The organism is Bacillus sp. FSL R9-9410, assembly GCF_038050385.1.
GTDB classification, from domain to species: domain Bacteria; phylum Bacillota; class Bacilli; order Bacillales; family Bacillaceae_G; genus Bacillus_A; species Bacillus_A cereus_U.
Genome location: NZ_JBBOTV010000001.1, coordinates 140,553 through 161,287 on the forward strand (window position 1 = coordinate 140,553; position 20,735 = coordinate 161,287).

Here is a 20,735-nt window from a genome sequence, read left to right on the forward strand (position 1 = left end):
GCCCTCTTTAATTGTGTAATATAGTGCTATTTTGTGGCTAATTTTGTATATTATTCATTTATTTATGAAAAGAAGGAGGAGATTGGTTTGCATAGAAAAAATCCTTTAGTAAGCAGTTCATAAAATGACGGGAAGAAGGCGAGTCTGTGCAAATTGTAAAAAAGGAGAAGTTTGTTTTAAAAGAGTTTGTGTTTGAAAATGGTAGGGAGATTCCTGTTCAAATGGGGTATGAGACGTATGGTGCTTTAAATAGAGAAAGATCAAATGGGATTTTGGTTTGTCACTATTTTAGTGCAACAAGTCATGCCGCAGGAAAATATACAGAGCATGATGAGGAAGCTGGTTGGTGGGATGGATTAATTGGACCTGGGAAAGCAATTGATACAAATAAATATTTCGTTATATGTACTGATAACCTTTGTAATGTACAGGTGAAGAACCCCTATGTGATTACAACGGGACCAAAATCGATAAATCCGATGACTGGTTTTGAGTATGCGATGGATTTTCCAGTTTTCACATTTTTAGATGTAGCACGTATGCAATATGAGTTAATAAAAGATATGGGGATTGCTAGATTACATGCTGTAATGGGACCATCGGCAGGTGGGATGATTGCGCAGCAATGGGCTGTCCACTATCCTCATATGGTAGAACGAATGATTGGAGTTATTACGAATCCACAAAATCCAATTATAACGTCGGGAAATGTAGCGCAAAATGCGATTGAAGCAATTCAGCTTGATCCAAATTGGAAAGGTGGAAAGTACGGAGAGGAGCAACCAACGAAGGGGCTTCATTTAGCGAATAAAATGATGTTTATGAAAGCATTTGATGAACATTTTTATGAAATGGCATTCCCGCGGAACAGTATAGAAATGGCACCTTATCAGCAATTCTCTGCACTAACATCATTTGAGAAAGAAATAAATAAAGTGACATGTAAAAGTATAGATTTAGTAGATGCAAATTCATGGATGTACACTACGAAAGCGGTCTTATTACATGATGTTGCACATGGATTTTCTTCCTTAGAAGAGGCTCTTTCTAAGATTGAAGCGAATGTACTCATGATTCCATGCAAACAAGATTTACTTCAGCCGCCTCGTTCAAATTATAAAATGGTAGAAATTTTGCAAAAGCAAGGGAAGTATGCAGAAGTATATGAGATAGAAAGTATAAATGGGCATATGGCAGGAGCGTTAGATGTTCATTTGTTTGAAAAGAAAGTTTATGAGTTTTTAAACCGGAAAGTATCTAGTTTTGTGTAGGAAATAATTAATGTGGAAAGGTGCATGATTTATAGTAGGCACCTTTTTTTACATGATTTGCAGACGGAAAATATATGAAGCGACTGATAAACCGAAGAAAGCTATACTAAGTAATAGAAATAAGAATGACATTTCTTGAGGGGATTTTATCTTTTTATTATTTTTCATACTAAGAGCAATAACTGCAAAAACTAAGAAAATGATGCCCATAATGAAAAGAAAAAGTGTCATTTTAACTGGCTCCTTTCATCAAACAAGTATATTGAGGATACAATGCGCCAGTTATGTTTGTAAAGAATAAGTTTTGCGGAAAAATTGAGAAATAAATGTTCCATTCTTTGCGTTCCTTCCTTCGCATGCTAAAATTGATGAGAAATGATTGTTTAAAGAAGAAACTGAAGGTTTTATTGTATATAAGGAGGAACTACATATGACAGAAGTAAAGACGATTACTACAGAAGAAGTGCAAGAGCGTTTAGAAAATGGAGAAACATTATTTTTAGTAGATGTAAGGGAAGATGAAGAAGTAGCGGCAGGGAAAATTCCGGAAGCTGTACATATTAAAATGGGCGATATTCCAAATAAAGTAGATTTCTTTGAGAAAGAGAATGAATATATCTTTATTTGCCGTTCGGGAATGCGTAGTGAAAATGTATGCCATTATTTAAATGAGCAAGGATTTAAAACAGTGAATATGGTTGGCGGTATGCTTCAATATGAAGGCGAAACGAAATAGTTAATTGTTAAAAACTTGAAACGAGTCTGTTTCAAGTTTTTTTCTTTTGCATACAGTATACAAAAGGGGGAGGCGAAATGGGAATTAACATGCGTAAAGTAAAAATTATTAATAATACAGGAGCTGTTAATGTCGGCGACTGTTATAATATCTCACCTTTAGCTGTGGCAAAAATATATGCCGGTGCTGGAGGATCAAGTGCGGCTATTTTTTTAAATGGGAAGCGGCAGCCAGAAGCGGTGATTAGAACGTCAGTATTTCTTCCACCGTTAGCGACGAGTACACGTACATTAGGTTCGTAAAGGAGAGGTAGAGTGTAAGTATGCCAGCACATATAAAAGAGTTTATTATCGTTAATAACACTGGGAATATATTTACGGGTGATAATTTGAGTGATACTTCGTTTACTGCCTCGAAATCGTATAGTGGTTCAATGGGTTGCACTTGGATTGATGTTGTTACAGTAATAGGGACGGAGACGAAGCTTTGTTTACAGCCGGGAGATTCTGTGACGACAACATATACACGGGGAACTCCTGCTGGTGCTATAACAGGAACAAATATGGGGCAAGGTGCAAATGCATCAGGTATAGCGCAGGCTGTCCCTAATACAGATAATATGGATTCAACAGCTGGACTCCCCTAGGAAATTAGGGGAGTTTTTATTAATTTAATTAAAAAGTTCACTTCATAAAATAAATTAGAGTCTAATAAAAGTAGTCTTGGAGATTGCTTTTGTAAATAGATTAAAAAGAAGAGTTTTGTTTCATGTGAAAAGATGGTTTGTAGGTGGTGAAAATGTGAAAGAGCGTGATAATAAAGGGAAACAACATTCGTTAAACTCTAATTTTAGAATTCCACCAGAACTTATTGGGCCTACTTTTCCTCCTGTTCCAACTGGATTTACGGGTATAGGGATTACAGGCCCAACAGGTCCACAAGGTCCAACGGGCCCACAAGGACCAAGAGGATTTCAAGGTCCGATGGGAGAGATGGGACCGACAGGACCGCAAGGAGTGCAAGGGATTCAAGGGCCAGCTGGACAAATAGGAGCAACAGGACCAGAAGGACAACAGGGGCCGCAAGGATTGAGGGGACCAGTAGGAGCAACGGGAGCAACAGGTTTGCAGGGCGTGCAAGGAATTCAAGGTCCGATTGGTTCAACAGGCACGACAGGAGCACAAGGTATACAGGGAATACAGGGATTACAAGGTCCGATTGGAGCTACTGGACCAGAGGGACCTCAAGGAATCCAAGGAGTGCAAGGGTTACCAGGAGCAACTGGCCCCCAAGGAGTGCAAGGAGTGCAAGGGCTTATTGGTCCACAAGGGCCGAGTGGAAGTACAGGGGTAACTGGAGCAACTGGTCAGGGGGTTACAGGCCCAACAGGAATTACAGGTTCAACAGGGGTAACCGGTCCGTCAGGAGGACCTCCTGGCCCAACAGGTCCAACTGGTGCAACAGGGCCAGGAGGCGGACCGAGTGGAAGTACAGGAGTAACTGGATCGACAGGAAATACTGGGGCGACAGGAAGTCCAGGAGTAACTGGTGCAACAGGTCCGACGGGAAGTACAGGAGCAACTGGGATACAGGGCTCACAAGGAATACAAGGGATCCAAGGGCCACTTGGACCAACAGGACCAGAAGGTCCGCAGGGGATTCAAGGTATTCCTGGTCCGACTGGAATAACGGGAGAACAAGGAATACAAGGAGTACAAGGGATTCAAGGGATAACGGGAGCGACGGGAGATCAAGGAACACAAGGTATACAGGGGGCTATAGGACCTCAAGGAGTGACAGGAGCAACAGGAGAGCAAGGGCCTCAAGGAATACAAGGAGTACAAGGGCCAATAGGAGCAACAGGTCCACAAGGAATACAAGGAATACAAGGACCGATGGGTGAATTGGGGCCAACAGGTCCAGAAGGTCCAGAAGGACTGCAGGGCCCGCAAGGAATACAAGGAGTACAAGGTCCAATTGGTCCAACGGGGCCAGAGGGACAGCAAGGAATACAAGGACCAGTGGGACCGGTAGGTACAACAGGTCCAGAAGGTCAGCAAGGTATACAGGGAGTGCAAGGTATACAGGGGCCGACGGGAGCGACAGGAGCACAAGGGATTCAAGGAATACAAGGGATACAAGGACAAATTGGTCCAACAGGGCCAGAGGGCCCACAAGGAGTGCAAGGTCCTCAAGGTCCCATTGGCCCAACAGGGCCAATGGGACCACAGGGAGTGCAAGGAATACAAGGAGAAATAGGTGCGACGGGAGCGCAAGGTGTTCAAGGTCCACAAGGAATACAAGGAATCCAAGGTCCGACGGGAGTAACCGGAGATACAGGAGAAACGGGAGCGACTGGTGAGGGAACTACAGGCCCAACGGGCGTAACAGGCTCAACAGGGGTAACAGGACCTTCCGGAGGGCCAGCAGGGCCGAGTGGTCCAACAGGTCCGTCGGGACCAACAGGAGTAACAGGTCCATCGGGTGGGCCACCTGGTCCGACAGGAGCGACAGGTGTGACGGGAGCAACCGGAGATACAGGAGAAACGGGAGCGACAGGTGTGACGGGAGCAACTGGAGATATAGGAGCAACGGGAGCAACAGGTCTGCAGGGTCCACAAGGAATACAAGGAATACAAGGTGTAATTGGTCCAACAGGTCCACAAGGTGCACAAGGTCCTCAAGGGATACAAGGAGTAACAGGAGCAACGGGAGATCAAGGTCCACAAGGGATTCAAGGCCCGCAAGGAATCCAAGGTCCAACAGGTCCACAAGGAATTCAAGGAGATCAAGGTCCACAAGGAATCCAAGGAGCAACGGGAGCAACCGGAGCACAAGGTCCGCAAGGTGTTCAAGGGATACAAGGAATCCAAGGTCCGACCGGTCCACAAGGCCCAACTGGCATTCAAGGTGTGCAAGGGGAAATAGGTCCAACAGGTCCACAAGGTGTGCAAGGCTTGCAAGGCCCACAAGGCCCAACCGGTTCGCAAGGCCCACAAGGAATTCAAGGTCCAATGGGAGTCACGGGAGCAACAGGTTCACAAGGTCCAACCGGTGATACGGGTCCAACAGGTTCACAAGGAATCCAAGGTCCAACAGGCCCAACAGGAGCTGGAGCAACCGGAGCCACTGGAGCGACCGGGGTGACTGGAGTTAGTACAACTGCAACATATGCATTTGCAAATAATACATCAGGAAGTGTTATTTCTGTTTTGTTAGGTGGCACGAATATTCCGTTACCAAACAATCAAAATATTGGACCAGGAATAACCGTTAGTGGTGGAAATACTGTATTTACAGTTGCGAATGCAGGGAATTATTATATAGCCTATACAATTAATTTAACGGCAGGATTACTTGTAAGTTCGCGTATAACTGTAAATGGAAGTCCGCTTGCGGGAACGATAAACTCCCCAGCAGTGGCTGCTGGTTCATTTAGTGCAACAATAATTGCTAACTTACCCGCTGGAGCTGCCGTTAGTTTGCAATTATTTGGAGTAATTGCGTTGGCTACATTATCTACGGCAACGCCAGGAGCTACTCTAACTATTATTAGATTAAGTTAATAAGCAAAAAAACCTTGGAACTTTTATGTTTCAAGGTTTTTTATCCCTCTATTTGTGGGCTAATAATCAGTGGGGATGGACAAAACCCCCACTGATTAAAGTTTCACTTTATTCACTTGAGCAAAAACATCGCGGTTCAAAAATATATTATAATAGAATGAAGAGAGGTAAAAATTTGGCAGAAAGGGAGAGTGGCGATGCAGGAGAAGGTTAAAGATTTTTTCGGACGCCCACTTCAAGATTTGCGCATCTCTGTCATTGATCGTTGTAATTTACGGTGTACGTATTGTATGCCAGCGGAAGTGTTTGGTCCTGATTATGCTTTTTTGAAAGATGAGTTTTTACTGACATTTGATGAAATCGAGCGATTAGCAAAATTATTTGTTAGCATCGGTGTACGGAAAATTAGACTTACTGGCGGTGAGCCATTGCTCCGTAAGGATTTAACAAAACTTATCGAACGTCTCGTGAAAATTGACGGTTTAGTAGATCTAGGATTAACGACAAATGCGATTCATTTAACGAAGCAAGCGAAGGCGTTAAAAGAAGCTGGATTACACCGAGTAAATGTTAGTTTGGATGCGATAGATGATAATGTATTCCGCGCAATTAATGGCCGGAATATGAATACGAAGCCAGTGTTAAAAGGAATTATGGCAGCGAAAGAAGCAGGCCTTGAAGTGAAGGTAAATATGGTTGTGAAAAAAGGGATGAACGATCATCAAGTACTTCCGGTTGCTGCGTATTTTAAAGAACAAGGAATTTCACTTAGATTTATTGAGTTTATGGATGTTGGCAGTACGAATGGATGGAATTTTGATCAAGTTATTTCGAAACGAGAATTAATTGATATGATTCATGGGGTTTATCCAATTGAGCCAGCTGAAGCTCATTATTTTGGGGAGGTTGCGAAGCGGTATCGATACGTTGGAACGAATGTAGAGGTTGGTTTTATTACCTCTGTTTCTGAGTCATTTTGTTCTTCTTGTACGAGAGCAAGAATTTCAGCAGATGGAAAGTTTTATACTTGCTTGTTTGCGACAGAAGGAATGGATTTAAGGAAACTTCTGAGGGAAAACCTTTCAGATAATGAGTTATTAAAAGCTATACAAGATGTATGGGAGAATAGAAAAGACCGATATTCAGATGAACGGACAGAAGAAAGTGCGAAAAATCGTCCGAAAATTGAAATGTCTTATATAGGAGGATAAGAAAGGGGGATGTCGTATGCAAGAGCGATATTCAAGACAAATGTTATTTTCTGGTGTTGGGGAAGAAGGGCAATGGAAAATAAGAAGGAAGCACGTGCTCGTCATCGGTGCTGGTGCGCTTGGAGCAGCGAATGCAGAAGCAATTGTTAGGGCAGGTGTTGGAAAAGTAACAATTGCTGATCGTGATTATGTAGAATGGAGTAATTTACAAAGGCAACAATTATATACAGAAGAAGATGCGAAGCATTATAAGCCGAAAGCGATAGCGGCAGCAGAACATTTAAAGGCAATTAATTCCGAAGTCGAAATTGTACCGGTTGTGACTGATGTAACGGTGCAAGAAATGGAAGAGTTAATTAAAGGGGTAGATTTAATATTAGATGCGACAGATAATTTTGAAACGCGCCTTCTTATTAATGATATATCTCAGATGTATAACGTTCCGTGGATATACGGAGGATGCGTTGGAAGTTACGGAGTAACCTATACCATCTTGCCAGGGAAAACGCCGTGTTTTCGATGTTTAATGGAACATCCGGCGAGCGGAGCGACATGTGATACGGCCGGTATTATACAGCCAGCAGTGCAATTAGTAGTTGCACATCAAATAACGGAAGCCTTGAAAATATTAGTAGAAGATTTTGAGGCACTTCGTGAAACAATGCTATCATTTGATCTTTGGAATAATCAACAGATGGCATTTAAAGTGAATAGGCAGAAAAAGGATACATGTTTATCTTGTGGGAAATTACGTACATATCCGAGTTTAACATTTGAAGCACAAACGAAAACAGAAGTATTATGTGGGCGAAATACAGTTCAAATCCGTCCAGGTGTGCGTCAGGGTTTTAATTTAGAAGAAATTAAAAAGCGCTTACAAAAAAATGTGGATGTAAAAGCAACGCCGTATTTATTATCATTTCCAGTGGAAGAATATCGTTTTGTTTTATTTACAGATGGCAGGGCGTTTATTCATGGTACGAATGATATGAATGTTGCGAAACGACTATATACAAGATATATAGGTTGAACCTAAAGGGGAATCCTTTAGGTTCAAATGGAAAAGGTAGGATTAAGAATTTCTAATATAATCTCCATTTTTTCCGCCCGTTTTTTCAAGTAAGTACGTTTCGCCAATAATCATACCCTTATCAACGGCTTTACACATGTCATATACAGTAAGAGCGGAAGCGGAAGCGGCTGTTAAAGCTTCCATCTCAACGCCGGTACTACCTTCTGTTTTAACTTTTACTTCAATAAGTAGTCGATATTGTTCTTCTGACTGTTTCCAATCGAAAGAGACGTCAACACCTTTTAATAATAAAGGATGGCACATTGGGATAATATCAGAAGTACGTTTTGCAGCCATAATACCTGCAATTTGTGCGACGGCTAATACGTCACCTTTACCAATTTCGTTGTGCGAGATTTTATCAAAAATTTCTTTCGTAACGAGAATGCTAGAGCATGCTATTGCTGTTCGAACGGTCATTTTTTTGTCACTTATATCAACCATTTTAGCGCGTCCTTGGTCGTTGAAATGTGTGAATGAAGACATGGAATTCCTCCTTGAAGTAATTGCGATTTAATATATAAAGTGTAATCGAGATTAGATATTTTGCAAATATGAGGTGAGAAACAATGGTAGAAAAACGAATCCCGATTCAAGTTGCTGAGGCAGTAGAGCGGGTTATGAAATACGCTAAGCATGGTGAAGTAGAAGAAGTTTCTATTACAGAAAGTTACGGGAGGATTCTTGGCGAGGATGTTGTCTCAGATCACGACGTTCCTCACTTTGATCGTTCTCCTTACGATGGTTTCGCAATTCGAGCAGAGGATACGAAGGAAGCGAGTCAAGAGCAGCCGGTTGAATTTGAAGTAATAGGAGAAATCGGAGCAGGATCTGTTTTTACAGAAGAAGTAGGGGCTTTTCAGGCGGTTCGTATTATGACAGGAGCAGCTATTCCAGAAGATTGCAATGCAGTCGTAATGCTAGAACTGACGGAAGGATTCGAGAGGAACGAAAGTACATATATGAAGTTAAAACGTCCTTTCCAAAACGGTGACAATGTGTCATTTAAAGGAGAAGATATAAAAAAAAATCAAGTCCTCGTTAAGAAAGGTGTTGTAATCAATCCAGGTGTTGCCGCATTATTAGCGACGTTTGGATATAGCACTGTGAAAGTTGTAAAAAAGCCTGTTGTCGGTATTGTAACGACAGGAAGCGAATTACTAGAAGTGCATGAGCCGTTAGAACCAGGAAAAATTAGAAATAGTAACTCTTATATGATTGCAGCTCAAATTCTGAAAGCTGGCGGAAAAGTGCGTTACTATGGACAACTTGCCGATGAGTTAGATGCATGTTTTACAGTCGTTAAATCAGCGATGGATGAGGTTGATATTTTAATTACAACGGGCGGTGTTTCAGTAGGAGATTACGACTACTTACCGGCTATTTATGCAAGGTTACAGGCGAATGTACTCTTTAATAAAATAGCGATGAGACCTGGAAGTGTAACGACAGTAGCTGAAGTTGATGGAAAGTTACTTTTCGGTTTATCAGGTAATCCATCAGCTTGTTATGTAGGTTTCGAATTATTTGTGCACCCAATTATAAAAACGTATTTGCATGCGAAGGATCCTCACGTATATAGAGCTGATGCTATTTTACAAAAAGATTTTCCAAAGCCAAATCCGTTTACTCGTTTTGTAAGAGCGAAAGCGAGCATTGTTAATGGAGCACTACAAGCGATGCCAGTCGGTTTAGATAAATCAAGTGCAGTCTCTTCACTTGCGGATGCAAATGCTTTTATCGTGCTGCCTGGAGGAACGAGAGGATTTGAAGCAGGAATGAAAGTGTCTGTATTATTGTTAGAATGCTCTGAGGGAAGTGATTGGCCGTGGGCAAAGCCTCTTCAATCTTACAAATAGTAGGGTATCAAAATAGCGGAAAAACAACGCTTGTAGAGAAGATGGTACATGCATTAGCTGAAAGAGAAATGAAGGTTGCTACAATTAAACATCATGGTCACGGGGGATTTCCTGAAGTAGCGCAAAAAGATAGTGAAAGACACCGAAAAGCTGGTGCTGTAGTAAGTAGTGTAGAAGGTGCTGGATTACTATCTCTGTCCTCTTTGCGAGATGAATGGTCTTTGCAAGAAATTATCCGCTTGTACGAATTTTTTGAAGTGGATACGATTTTAATAGAGGGCTATAAAGCTGAGGAATATCCAAAAATAGTGTTACTTCGTTCTGCGGAAGACGCTGAACTTTTACATAAAGTAGAAAATATAGCGGCGGTTATTACGTGGTATGATGCTCCGTCAAATGTACGAGAAGAATATAAAGTATTTCATATAACAGAAGAAAAATTGTATATAGACTGGTTTTTACAAACGGTTAGGGGTGCAAAATGATAAATACGTATTATGAATTAATTGATACAGAAATCTCGATTGAAGAGGTGGCAAAGAAAGTAGTTCGCCGTGAATGTGGTGCTGTCACAACATTTATCGGAACAGTTAGGGAGTTTACGAAAGGGCGTCGTACACTATACTTAGAGTATGTAGCTTATAAGACGATGGCAGAAAAGATGCTACAGAAAATTGGGTCAGAAGTGAAGGAGAAGTGGCCCGGTACACATGTTGCGATTACGCATCGCATCGGCACGCTGCAAATTTCTGATATAGCGGTTGTTGTTGCTGTATCAACGCCTCATCGCAAAGAGGCTTATGAAGCGAATGAATATATTATGGAGCGTATTAAGCAAATTGTTCCGATTTGGAAAAAGGAGTTTTGGGAAGATGGTGACTCATGGATTGGTGATCAATTAGAAAAAACACCATATCCAGCAGGAGAGCCTGGGAAGGAGTTATAACTATGATTCGAGTATTGTTATTTGCGAACTTGCAAGAAGAAGCAGGAACGAGTGAATTACAAATAGAGAAAGAAAATATTACTGTTGCAGAGTTAAAAGATATTGTTGCGAAAGAATATAATGTACCAGTGTCAGCGCCAATTATGGTTGCGATTAATGAAGAGTACGCGAATGAAGATGATACGATACAATCTGGTGATGTAGTTGCACTAATACCACCAGTGAGTGGTGGTTAATATTGGATTTGTGCTATAAAAAACGACTTTCCTAAATAGGGAAAGTCGTTTTTTTATGGCATTTTGGAGAACACTATCTTATAGGAAAAGGAGGAAGTTATGAAAAAGATATGTGTAATGATTTCGATGATATGTTCTGTTTTTTTCTTTTCTCCAAGCAATTCTTTGGCAAAAGAATCGACGGAACAGCTTTTAGAAAGTGCGTTACTGAATCGATATTACTCGGTTATAAGGCAAGTGACAGAAGATCAACATGAATGTGAATCTGTTATAAATATAAAGCGTCTCGGTAAGAAAGATGAGTTCGTTCCTAGATTTGAAATTATGCTACAATTTCTTACATTTCAAGGTGCACATAATCCGCCGAATGATAAAGTTACACTTACTTTGGAAGATAATTTAGATCACGTAAAGATAAAGAAAGTGGAGCGAGAAAAGAATGTTTCTGGTGCTATTGTAGAAAAGATTTGTGCACGAAAAAATGAAAAAATAAAAGCTCACTCTAATGATTTAGAGCGATAACCTATGACATTTTGTAGAGAAAGGTAATGAGCGATGGATATACTTTTAGCGATTTTACCAGCTATATTTTGGGGGAGTATTGTGCTATTTAACGTGAAACTGGGCGGGGGACCGTATAGCCAAACGCTCGGTACAACGTTCGGTGCACTTATCTTCTCAATTGTTGTTTATATTTTTATGAAGCCGGTATTAACTCCGACCGTTATTGGAGTTGGAATTGTATCCGGCTTATTTTGGGCACTTGGTCAAGCGAATCAATTAAAAAGTATTGATTTAATGGGTGTTTCTAGAACGATGCCGATTTCAACAGGGCTTCAATTAGTCGCGACAACATTATTTGGGGTTATCGTGTTTCATGAATGGTCAACGACGATATCGGTCGTACTTGGAGTTTTGGCGCTCGTTTGTATTATTATCGGGGTTATTTTAACATCACTTCAAAGTAAAGAAGAGAAGAATGCAGAGCAAGCAGGGAATTTCAAAAAAGGAATTATTATTTTATTAATTTCAACAGTCGGTTATTTAGTTTACGTAGTAGTTATCCGGTTATTTAACGTGAACGGTTGGGCGGCTTTATTACCACAAGCCGTCGGTATGGTATTAGGCGGGATTTTACTCACATTTAAACATCATCCATTCAATAAATATGCGATTCGAAATATTCTTCCAGGATTGATTTGGGCAGCTGGAAATATGTTTTTATTCATTTCGCAGCCAAGAGTTGGGGTCGCAACAAGCTTTTCCCTTTCACAAATGGGAATTATTATTTCGACGCTTGGCGGGATTTTTATATTAGGTGAAAGGAAAACGAAGCGTCAATTAATTTGGATTGTTATTGGAATCGTTTTTATCATTGCAGCTGGAATTATGCTGGGGATTGCGAAAAGTTAAGGAGGTATTAAAATGTATAGCGATTTAGAAGGGAAAGTCGTCGTTATTACAGGATCAGCAACTGGTCTTGGAAGAGCCATGGGAGTAAGATTTGCTAAAGAAAAGGCGAAAGTTGTTATTAACTATCGCTCAAGAGAGTCAGAAGCGAACGAGGTATTAGAAGAAATAAAAAAAGTAGGCGGAGAAGCGATTGCTGTAAAAGGTGATGTCACGGCCGAGGCAGATGTTGTGAATCTCATTCAATCTGCTGTTAAAGAATTTGGTACGCTCGACGTTATGATTAATAATGCAGGGATAGAAAATGCGGTACCATCGCATGAAATGCCGTTAGAGGATTGGAATAAAGTAATTCATACAAATTTAACAGGTGCTTTTTTAGGAAGTCGTGAAGCGATTAAATATTTTGTGGAACACGATATTAAAGGTTCGGTTATTAATATGTCTAGTGTTCATGAGAAAATCCCGTGGCCATTATTTGTGCATTATGCGGCTAGTAAGGGGGGGATTAAGCTTATGACAGAAACGTTAGCGTTAGAATATGCACCAAAAGGTATTCGGGTAAATAATATTGGGCCTGGTGCAATTAATACGCCAATTAATGCTGAAAAATTTACTGACCCGAAAAAACGTGACGACGTAGAAAGTATGATTCCGATGGGTTACATTGGAAAACCTGAAGAAATCGCAGCAGTAGCAACGTGGCTCGCTTCATCAGAGGCAAGTTACGTAACTGGAATTACGTTATTTGCAGATGGTGGAATGACGTTATACCCATCGTTTCAAGCGGGGCGTGGGTAATATGAAAGGCCAAAGAGATTTAACTCTTTGGCCTTTTTTACGCAAAAAAAAATAGCGGTCGGCTATTTTTAAAATTAATGATTAATTGTATCTTGAAGAAATTCTGTTGCTTGATGTTCTGAAACATTCTGTACGAGCGCAACTTCACTAATAAGCATTTTACGTGCATTATCTAGCATTTGTTTTTCGCTCGCATTTAATGCTCTTTCTTTATTGCGACGAAGTAAATCACGAACAACTTCTGCACTATCTTGAAGATTGCCGTTCTTCATTTTTTCCATATTCATTGTATATCTTTGTTTCCAAGAGAGTGAGGGGTCTGATTCCCCATGATGAAATTCAAGAAGTATACCATCTAACGTACCTTTATCGACGATATAACGTATACCTGATTTTTGTAATTGATTTATCGGAAGCATTACTTGCATGTCTTTACTAATGATTCGTATAACACAATATTGACGCGTAGTGCCTAATATTTCTTTCTCTTCAATTGCTTCGATGATTCCTGCACCGTGCATTGGATAAACGATTTTATCACCAATTTGAAACAAATCATCCACCTCCATATGTGGTAACTATCTTTAATGATAACATACCAGGATAAAAATGTCAAATTTTATATAATATCATATCTGATATGCTGTAGTCAATATATAGAAGTCGTTTTTTTATGTGTTTTTTTGCTCTTATAAGTTGAATAAGTAGAGGTAATTTTTTTAGAAAAATAGTACAGGCGCAGAAAGAAGGCATATCCACTTATTTTTAAGCATAAAATATAAAATCGCTAATACAATATACCTAAATCCGTTCTTTACAAGGGAGGGAGAGAAGGTGGGGCGCACAATTCGAATTGATATTACAAATAAAGTTGTAGCTAAATTTAGGCAAGATTATTTGGAATTATATACGAGTAAGTTTATGATAGGTAAGTTTTATGTCTATACTGAAGATAAACAATATGTGTTAGAAGACGGATATATATATGAAGATGGAAAGTTTTATCGCATCATAGATACGCACCGTGGCAATAAACAAGCGGCGGAGGGCTGCGATCTAGGATGGTGTTAACATGATTCGTGTGAAAGTGTTTGATGAAAGTCATGAAAAAGACTTAGAAGAAGCTGTAAATGTATTTTTGAAAAAAATTGATGATGGAAATTTTGTAGATATAAAGTATCAAGTTGGTGTTTCAATTAACGATGATGAAAATCAAATTTATTGTTTTTCAGCGATGATTGTTTATAAAGCATAAAAAAGAGCTGGGGATCCAGCTCTTTTTTATGCTTTACGTTGGGACAACATGTGTCGGTAAAATATTCATAATAGATTGTGTTGCGCCGATTTTCTTTGTCGTTAAAAGAACTTCTTCTGTTTCATGCTCCTGAGCATCAGTGCACATACCGAGGTGATAACGATCACCTAAAAATGGATCAATATAAAAACCATTTTTGAATATTTTATCATTTGGATGTTTTTCATGGTGAATTTCAGAACAGTTAATGCAATAGAACATAGCTTTCATCTCCTTTTTATTTTTGTTTAAAAAAGTGGGTAGGTAGTCATTTCGCTCCTAAGGAAATGTTGAGGAGAAGAGAAATAACTACCTACCCAAATGGCGGGCATACTCCTTCTGATTTTTGCATATCTCGCGTATTGTCCCCGAGGGAAGGAGGGAAGGAGGGGAGACGAAGTACAGATGAGATAAGTTAGGCGCTTCTCTCAATATGAATGACGGAGTTTCATGTTGAGGGAGTTTTCTATTTTTCATTGCCTTTGTGAGTATATTATGAAGGAATGCTGAGAGGGTGTTTGTCCTGTTGAAAAAATGTTGAGAATTTCTCAACAGTGAAAAAGAGCCTTTCTTGACATGAAACCAAAAGGTGTTATATTGTTAATGTGAAACTAAAAGGTGTTATATTTAATGCCGAATAAAGGAGATATAAAATGGAACAACAAAATACATTAAATGATATTAAACAAACAATCGTTTTTAATGCACCTATTCAAAAAGTATGGAATGTAGTATCAACTGCAGAAGGAATTACGTCATGGTTTATGCCAAATGATTTCGAATTAGAGGTAGGACATGAATTTCATGTGCAATCACCTTTTGGACCATCACCATGTAAAGTGTTAGAGATTGATGAGCCAAATCATTTATCCTTCTCATGGGATACGGATGGCTGGGTTGTTTCATTCATTTTGAAAGACTTAGGAGATAAAACAGAATTCACGTTAATTCACGGCGGATGGAAACATCCTGATGAAATTCTTCCGAAAGCAAATGCGAAGAGCTCTATTATTCACGATAGAATGAGCGGCGGCTGGGTAGCGATTGTAAATGAAAAACTGAAAAAGGTTGTCGAAGGTTAAATGGCCTCGTCAGCAGCGAAATATGATGTATTTCAAGCAATTGCTGATCCAACCCGCCGAGAAGTGTTACGGTTATTAAGTGATAAAGAGTTACCAATTTCAAAAATAACAGATCATTTTCCGATGAGCCGTACTGCAGTTGTAAAGCATCTTCATATTCTTTCAGAAGCGAATTTAGTGAGTGGAAGAAAGAGCGGGAGAGAGAAGATATATCGTTTGCATCCAGAACCATTAGAAGAATTACAGCAGTGGCTCTCGTATTATGAACGATTTTGGGATAATAAATTGTCCATGCTGAAGCATATTGTGGAGAATGAAGAGTAGATTTTATGCAAAAAAGGATGACCAAAATGGTCATCCTTTTTTTATTGTTCACTTGTTTGTTTAGCTGGCTTTAATAGGATCCAAGCGATAATTAATGTAAATACTGCTAATACGAAAGTACTCATATAAATGACGTGTACACTTGATGCTAATGCGGATTGCGATTCGGTTACCACGTTTGCTGTAGTTCCGCCGTGTCCGCCAGATACAAGATCAAGGTTTTTAATGCCACGTGCATGAATCATCGTATTGAAGATCGTTCCGAAGATTGCAGCACCTAGTGTTTGACTGAAAGTATTAATAAAGGTATTTAATCCGACTGCAGTTCCGCGCGTATTCGCCGGTACAGCTGCTTGAATTGTTACCATGTAAATTGGTGTAACAAGCCCCATTCCTAAGCCGAATAATCCGACTGCAACATAAATAAGGAATGATGGTGAATCTGTTGATAATGTAAATAATAAGAAAGTAGCAACTGATAAAATGCTAGCTCCAAGTAAAATAATTTGTTTCGTTTGTAACTTGCCAACTAAGTTACCGGAGAACATCGCACCGAATGTCCACATAACAGGAATCGGCATTAAAATGAGTCCCGCCTCTGTCGCATTTTTTCCTAAAACACCTTGGCTCCAAATTGGAAGGTACACTGTAATACTAATAATCATTGCGCCAGCAATAAGTGTTAGTATGTTTATTGTAGATAATGTACGGTTAGAGAAAAGTGCTAGCGGAATTAATGGTTCCGGAGACTTTTTCTCGATGTATAAGAAAATAATGAATGAAACAGCGGCAAAGATTAATAGGCCGATAATTGAAATGTCTCCCCAGTTTTGCTTACTGCTACCTGTTAATAATGCGTATAGCAGAGAGATTGTACTTAATGAGAAGACTGTCGCACCAAGATAGTCGATATGTTGCTTAGCGGCGGACTTAACAGATTCCTTATAAGAAGTGGCAAACATTAAGCAAGCGATAATTCCAAAAGGAACGTTTAAGAAGAAAATATAGCGCCAAGAAAGAGAATCAACTAAAAATCCACCTACTAACGGCCCAATAACACCAGATACACCCCAAACGGCACTCATCCAGCCTTGTGCTTTCGCGCGGTCTTTCGCTTCGCTATATAGATCTCCAATAATCGTCATTGTGATCGGCATAACAGCACCAGCCCCTATACCTTGAAGAGCACGGAAGAAGATTAATTGTTCCATTGATGTAACGACTCCGCAAAGTGCAGAACCGATTAAGAAGATTGTTGCTCCGATGAGCAGAACTTTTTTACGGCCGAATAAATCAGCTAGCTTTCCGTATATTGGAGTCGAAACAGCTGTTGCAAGCATATAGATTGCATATACCCAACTAACAAGTTCGACACCTGACAAATCACTCGTTATACGAGGGATCGCTGTACTAACAATCGTTCCTTCTACCGCAGAAAGAAACGTCATTAGCATTAAAGACATCATGACTTTTTTTCTCATTTGTTTTCCCCTTACCCTTTTTCGAATATTCAACAATATAAAATATAAAGGTACTAAGGTATATAAAGCAACAAAAAAGCAATGGGAAGTTAGGAGGAAGGGATATTTTTGAAGAAACGGTCGATATATTTAAAGTATCGCCGATATAATTTCGTGTACTGCTTTGCTATTTCAATATACTAAAAAAAGAAACAGGAGCCCCTGTTTCTTTTTTAATATTGCATTTTCGCATTTTGTCCTGCTGTTGTTCCGGCAATTCGGCCAGTAACAAGGGCTGATGTAATGTTATAGCCGCCAGTATAACCGTGAATATCAAGAACTTCTCCGCAGAAGTATAAACCATTCGTGAATTTCGAAGCCATTTCTTTCGGGTTAATTTCTTTAACGGATACCCCTCCGCCAGTAACGAATGCTTTTTCAATTGACTGCGTACCATTTACATGGACGGTAAATTCTTTAAAGTCTTTCACAAGTGCACGAATCTTCTCATGAGAAACTTGTCCAGCTTGTTCGCTACCGTCAATTTCATTTTTTTCTAATAAAAATAGGAAGTAACGTTCAGGAACATAGCCTTTTAAAACGTTTTTAATTCCTTTTTTCGGATCTTCTTTCATTTGTTTCAGCATGCGCTGGAACAGTTGCTCACTATTTTCTTCTGGCAATGCATCGATACTCATGTGCACTGTGTTCGTTTTAAACTTTTTCATCGCTTTCACAACGAATTGGCTACAGCGAAGAGCAGCAGGACCAGATAGGCCGAAGTGAGTGAAAAGCATGTCCATTTTATGAGAAATGATAACTTTTCCTTTCGGGTTTAATACACTTAAGTTTACATCGCGTAAAGCAAGACCTTGTAATGTGCGATCACGAATAAACGGTTCGTTTGAAAGGATTGGTACTTCTGTTGGGAAAAGCTCTGTAATTGTATGCCCAGCTTTTTCAGCCCAAGCGTATCCGTCTCCAGTGGAACCAGTTTGAGGAACAGATTTTCCGCCAACAGCGATGACGACGTGATTCGTTTCTAATACTTCGCCTGTTTGCAGTACGACTGCTTTCGTTTGACCGTTTTCATATTCAATCGTTTCAACAGGTGTATTCGTACGTATTTTCACACCTAAGTCTTTTAAGCGTGTTAACAGTGCATCTACTACCGATTGCGCTTTATTTGATACTGGGAACATGCGGCCATGATCCTCTTCTTTCAGTTGTACACCGAGATTTTCGAAGAATGTAATAATATCTTCATTACTGAAAATAGAAAAAGCACTGTATAAGAAGCGACCATTTCCAGGTATATGTTTAACGATTTCATCAAGTGGTAGACGGTTCGTTACGTTACAACGACCACCACCAGAAATCGCAAGTTTACGTCCTAGTTTATTTCCTTTATCAAGAAGTAAGACGCTTGCGCCTTCTTCAGCAGCACCGATTGCAGCCATTAGCCCTGAAGGACCGCCGCCGATGACAATAACATCATAATGCATAATATATCGACCTCATTTTCTACATTTCCTGCCTAAAAGAATAGCATGTTTTCCCTTAAAAGAAAAATAGAGTGAAGTACTGCTTAAGAGGAGAATTGTGGTACAATACAAAAGTTAGAGTTCAGCATTATCCTGCTATTTATGGGCAATAAGACTACTCCCTTAAGATTTAAGAGAAGTAAAGGGGGAGTTAAAGCGGCCTGTAAATGCTCGAATGGTTAGTAGGAGGAGAGTCTCCCGCTGATTAAAGTTTCACTTTATGTAGATGTAGGAGGATTTTTGTATGTCCGATTCAAAATTTCTGCGCGGAACGCTTATTGTGACGTTAGGGACATTTTTAGTAAAGTTCTTAGGCATGATTTACGTCTTTCCATTTCATGCATTAGTAGGCACAGAAGGCGGAACGCTCTATACATATGGATACATTCCATATACGATATTTTTAAGTATCGCAACGGCAGGGGTGCCGCTTGCTGTTTCGAAGTTTGTTTCCAAATATAATGCACTTGGAGATTATAAAACGAGCCGGAGAATGTTCCGCTCGGGAATGGTTATGATGATAGTAACAGGAGTTCTTTCCTTCTTAGTACTGTACATGACCGCACCATTATTTGCAGAAGCAATGCTTGGTAAACAAAGTTTACAAAATAAGATAGAAGAAGTTACGACGATTATTCGCCTCGTAAGTTTTGCGCTTATTGTTGTGCCGGCAGCAAGTTTGATTCGTGGTTATTTCCAAGGCCACCAATCGATGGGACCGACTACGGTTTCACAAATTATTGAGCAAATTATTCGTATCATCTTTTTATTAGCGGGTAGTTTCATCGTTATTAAAGTACTTGGCGGTACAGTAGCAACGGCAGTTGGTGTTGCGACATTCGCTGCGTTCGTTTCAGCAGTTGGAGCACTTGGTGTATTAATTTGGTACTGGTTAAAACGTAAAAAATATTTGGATCAATATTTAATTGAGCAAACTGTACCAGAATCAACGGTGAGTACCGCTCAATTGTTTAAAGAGTTGTTTGCATATGCAATTCCTTACGTTGTAATTGGATTAACAATTCCTTTATATCAACAAATTGATACATTGACATTTAACTCTATTATGCAGGCGATTGGTCAAGGGGATATCGCAGAGCGAGCACTTGGTATTTTCACGATGTGGACGCATAAATTAATTATGATTCCGGTATCACTTGCAACAGCGTTTAGTTTAACGCTCGTACCAGCGATTACAAAGTCGTTTACTGAAAAGCAATACCGTTATTTGAAATTACAAATTACACAAACATTCCAGGCGAATATGTTTTTAACATTGCCAGCAGTTATCGGTATTTCTACACTTGCATATCCAATTTACACTGCTTTCTACGATTCAGATCCACTAGGTGGACAAGTATTAATGTGGTATGCACCAGTTGCATTGTTATTCGCTTTATTCACAGTAACAGCAGCTATCTTGCAAGGGATTAACAAGCAGAAACATGCGGTTATTGCGCTTGTGATGGGTGTTATTTTGAAATTTGTATGTAACGTAATCTTTATTCGTTATTTCGGTACAGTTGGGGCGATTTTAGCTACTGCAGTCGGTTTCTTAGCTTCTGTATGGTATACGAATAGACAAATCAAAAAACACGCACACTATTCATTTGGTGTTGTATATAAGAGAACATTCCAAATTGCAGTATTAACACTTGTAATGGTTATTGCTGTAAAACTATCACAATGGCTTCTATCCTTCATGATTTCGCCTGATGGCCGTATTGGTGCTCTTATTACAGTTGCGATTTGTGCAGGTATTGGTGGTCTTGTTTACGGATTGTTAGCGATTCGCACGGGAGTACTAGAAAGAGTATTTGGCGGAGAAGCTTTAGAGAAAATCCAGCGTAAACTTGGTAGTAGATTCAAAATAAAGTTGAAATCAAAAGGGGCGTAAATACGGCCCCTTTTCTATGATAAATA

General features: G+C 39.7%; 25 protein-coding genes. 19 read left to right on the forward strand and 6 right to left on the reverse strand.

What is annotated here, in order from left to right; genetic code table 11:
* Positions 1 to 146: 146 nt before the first annotated feature.
* Positions 147 to 1,271, forward strand: coding sequence for an alpha/beta fold hydrolase (locus MKX77_RS00805; RefSeq protein ID WP_341305570.1), 1,125 nt, complete (start codon positions 147 to 149; stop codon positions 1,269 to 1,271).
* A 48-nt stretch (positions 1,272 to 1,319) separates the two neighbouring features.
* Here the strand turns inward: MKX77_RS00805 and MKX77_RS00810 are convergent, their stop codons facing one another.
* Complete coding sequence (locus MKX77_RS00810) at positions 1,320 to 1,502, reverse strand: hypothetical protein (RefSeq protein WP_002015640.1); 183 nt, start codon at positions 1,500 to 1,502, stop codon at positions 1,320 to 1,322.
* 199 nt (positions 1,503 to 1,701) lie between these two features.
* Between MKX77_RS00810 and MKX77_RS00815 the strand changes: the two genes are divergently transcribed.
* From MKX77_RS00815 to MKX77_RS00840, 6 genes are all read left to right on the forward strand, one after another.
* On the forward strand, positions 1,702 to 2,007 hold the full coding sequence (locus MKX77_RS00815; protein ID WP_000141214.1) for a rhodanese-like domain-containing protein: 306 nt from the start codon (positions 1,702 to 1,704) through the stop codon (positions 2,005 to 2,007).
* Between the two features lie 77 nt (positions 2,008 to 2,084).
* Positions 2,085 to 2,309 carry a spore germination protein gene (locus MKX77_RS00820; protein WP_215554465.1) on the forward strand — a complete coding sequence of 75 codons (225 nt, stop codon included), beginning with the start codon at positions 2,085 to 2,087 and terminating at the stop codon, positions 2,307 to 2,309.
* Between the two features lie 20 nt (positions 2,310 to 2,329).
* Positions 2,330 to 2,653 (forward strand): hypothetical protein, encoded by a 324-nt coding sequence (locus tag MKX77_RS00825; protein WP_341305571.1) that lies wholly within the window; start codon positions 2,330 to 2,332, stop codon positions 2,651 to 2,653.
* Between the two features lie 154 nt (positions 2,654 to 2,807).
* Positions 2,808 to 5,573, forward strand: coding sequence for a BclA-related collagen-like exosporium protein (locus MKX77_RS00830; RefSeq protein ID WP_341307921.1), 2,766 nt, complete (start codon positions 2,808 to 2,810; stop codon positions 5,571 to 5,573).
* A 197-nt stretch (positions 5,574 to 5,770) separates the two neighbouring features.
* On the forward strand, positions 5,771 to 6,784 hold the full coding sequence (moaA, locus tag MKX77_RS00835) for a GTP 3',8-cyclase MoaA (RefSeq protein ID WP_341305572.1): 1,014 nt from the start codon (positions 5,771 to 5,773) through the stop codon (positions 6,782 to 6,784).
* Positions 6,785 to 6,800: 16 nt separating this feature from the next.
* Positions 6,801 to 7,814 carry a molybdopterin-synthase adenylyltransferase MoeB gene (locus MKX77_RS00840; RefSeq protein WP_341305573.1) on the forward strand — a complete coding sequence of 338 codons (1,014 nt, stop codon included), beginning with the start codon at positions 6,801 to 6,803 and terminating at the stop codon, positions 7,812 to 7,814.
* A gap of 42 nt (positions 7,815 to 7,856) precedes the next feature.
* Here MKX77_RS00840 and moaC read toward each other — a convergent pair whose 3' ends face one another.
* On the reverse strand, positions 7,857 to 8,342 hold the full coding sequence (gene moaC / locus MKX77_RS00845; RefSeq protein WP_341305574.1) for a cyclic pyranopterin monophosphate synthase MoaC: 486 nt from the start codon (positions 8,340 to 8,342) through the stop codon (positions 7,857 to 7,859).
* A gap of 83 nt (positions 8,343 to 8,425) precedes the next feature.
* On the opposite strand from moaC, the gene MKX77_RS00850 reads away from it, so the two are divergent.
* From MKX77_RS00850 to MKX77_RS00880, 7 genes are all read left to right on the forward strand, one after another.
* A complete protein-coding gene (locus MKX77_RS00850; RefSeq protein WP_341305575.1) occupies positions 8,426 to 9,715 on the forward strand; it encodes a molybdopterin molybdotransferase MoeA in 1,290 nt (429 codons plus the stop codon).
* Positions 9,679 to 10,200 (forward strand): molybdopterin-guanine dinucleotide biosynthesis protein B, encoded by a 522-nt coding sequence (mobB, locus tag MKX77_RS00855; protein ID WP_002145314.1) that lies wholly within the window; start codon positions 9,679 to 9,681, stop codon positions 10,198 to 10,200. Before MKX77_RS00850 ends, mobB begins: the two co-directional genes overlap by 37 nt.
* Positions 10,197 to 10,661 (forward strand): molybdopterin synthase catalytic subunit MoaE, encoded by a 465-nt coding sequence (moaE, locus tag MKX77_RS00860; protein WP_341305576.1) that lies wholly within the window; start codon positions 10,197 to 10,199, stop codon positions 10,659 to 10,661. The genes mobB and moaE overlap by 4 nt, the downstream gene beginning before the upstream one ends.
* Before the next feature lie 2 nt (positions 10,662 to 10,663).
* Entirely contained in the window at positions 10,664 to 10,897 is a 234-nt protein-coding gene (moaD, locus tag MKX77_RS00865) for a molybdopterin converting factor subunit 1 (RefSeq protein WP_000621795.1), read from the forward strand.
* Between the two features lie 99 nt (positions 10,898 to 10,996).
* The gene (locus MKX77_RS00870) at positions 10,997 to 11,419 is read left to right on the forward strand and encodes a DUF3888 domain-containing protein (protein ID WP_215554458.1); all 423 of its coding nucleotides are present in this window, start codon (positions 10,997 to 10,999) and stop codon (positions 11,417 to 11,419) included.
* Positions 11,420 to 11,452: 33 nt separating this feature from the next.
* Complete coding sequence (glcU, locus tag MKX77_RS00875) at positions 11,453 to 12,310, forward strand: glucose uptake protein GlcU (protein ID WP_341305577.1); 858 nt, start codon at positions 11,453 to 11,455, stop codon at positions 12,308 to 12,310.
* A 12-nt stretch (positions 12,311 to 12,322) separates the two neighbouring features.
* A complete protein-coding gene (locus MKX77_RS00880; RefSeq protein WP_341305578.1) occupies positions 12,323 to 13,108 on the forward strand; it encodes a glucose 1-dehydrogenase in 786 nt (261 codons plus the stop codon).
* Positions 13,109 to 13,182: 74 nt separating this feature from the next.
* Here MKX77_RS00880 and MKX77_RS00885 read toward each other — a convergent pair whose 3' ends face one another.
* On the reverse strand, positions 13,183 to 13,677 hold the full coding sequence (locus MKX77_RS00885) for a CarD family transcriptional regulator (protein WP_215554455.1): 495 nt from the start codon (positions 13,675 to 13,677) through the stop codon (positions 13,183 to 13,185).
* A 265-nt stretch (positions 13,678 to 13,942) separates the two neighbouring features.
* On the opposite strand from MKX77_RS00885, the gene MKX77_RS00890 reads away from it, so the two are divergent.
* Together MKX77_RS00890 and MKX77_RS00895 are read left to right on the forward strand one after the other, a co-directional pair.
* Positions 13,943 to 14,179: a DUF2553 family protein gene (locus MKX77_RS00890; protein ID WP_002089059.1), complete on the forward strand. Its 237-nt coding sequence runs from the start codon at positions 13,943 to 13,945 to the stop codon at positions 14,177 to 14,179.
* Position 14,180: 1 nt separating this feature from the next.
* Positions 14,181 to 14,363 carry a sporulation protein Cse60 gene (locus tag MKX77_RS00895; RefSeq protein ID WP_002112353.1) on the forward strand — a complete coding sequence of 61 codons (183 nt, stop codon included), beginning with the start codon at positions 14,181 to 14,183 and terminating at the stop codon, positions 14,361 to 14,363.
* A 33-nt stretch (positions 14,364 to 14,396) separates the two neighbouring features.
* Here MKX77_RS00895 and MKX77_RS00900 read toward each other — a convergent pair whose 3' ends face one another.
* Positions 14,397 to 14,624, reverse strand: a complete 228-nt coding sequence (locus tag MKX77_RS00900; RefSeq protein WP_215554454.1) for a DUF3973 domain-containing protein — start codon at positions 14,622 to 14,624, stop codon at positions 14,397 to 14,399.
* A 431-nt stretch (positions 14,625 to 15,055) separates the two neighbouring features.
* Here MKX77_RS00900 and MKX77_RS00905 point away from each other — a divergent pair, with 431 nt between their 5' ends.
* Together MKX77_RS00905 and MKX77_RS00910 are read left to right on the forward strand one after the other, a co-directional pair.
* Positions 15,056 to 15,484, forward strand: coding sequence for an SRPBCC family protein (locus MKX77_RS00905; protein WP_341305579.1), 429 nt, complete (start codon positions 15,056 to 15,058; stop codon positions 15,482 to 15,484).
* On the forward strand, positions 15,485 to 15,808 hold the full coding sequence (locus tag MKX77_RS00910) for an ArsR/SmtB family transcription factor (RefSeq protein ID WP_088079512.1): 324 nt from the start codon (positions 15,485 to 15,487) through the stop codon (positions 15,806 to 15,808). It begins immediately after the preceding gene.
* 41 nt (positions 15,809 to 15,849) lie between these two features.
* Here the strand turns inward: MKX77_RS00910 and MKX77_RS00915 are convergent, their stop codons facing one another.
* Both MKX77_RS00915 and MKX77_RS00920 read right to left on the reverse strand, forming a co-directional pair.
* A complete protein-coding gene (locus MKX77_RS00915; protein ID WP_215554452.1) occupies positions 15,850 to 17,289 on the reverse strand; it encodes an MDR family MFS transporter in 1,440 nt (479 codons plus the stop codon).
* A 212-nt stretch (positions 17,290 to 17,501) separates the two neighbouring features.
* Entirely contained in the window at positions 17,502 to 18,773 is a 1,272-nt protein-coding gene (locus tag MKX77_RS00920; RefSeq protein ID WP_002015633.1) for a BaiN/RdsA family NAD(P)/FAD-dependent oxidoreductase, read from the reverse strand.
* Positions 18,774 to 19,056: 283 nt separating this feature from the next.
* Here MKX77_RS00920 and MKX77_RS00925 point away from each other — a divergent pair, with 283 nt between their 5' ends.
* Complete coding sequence (locus MKX77_RS00925; RefSeq protein WP_215554451.1) at positions 19,057 to 20,709, forward strand: putative polysaccharide biosynthesis protein; 1,653 nt, start codon at positions 19,057 to 19,059, stop codon at positions 20,707 to 20,709.
* Positions 20,710 to 20,735: the final 26 nt, after the last annotated feature.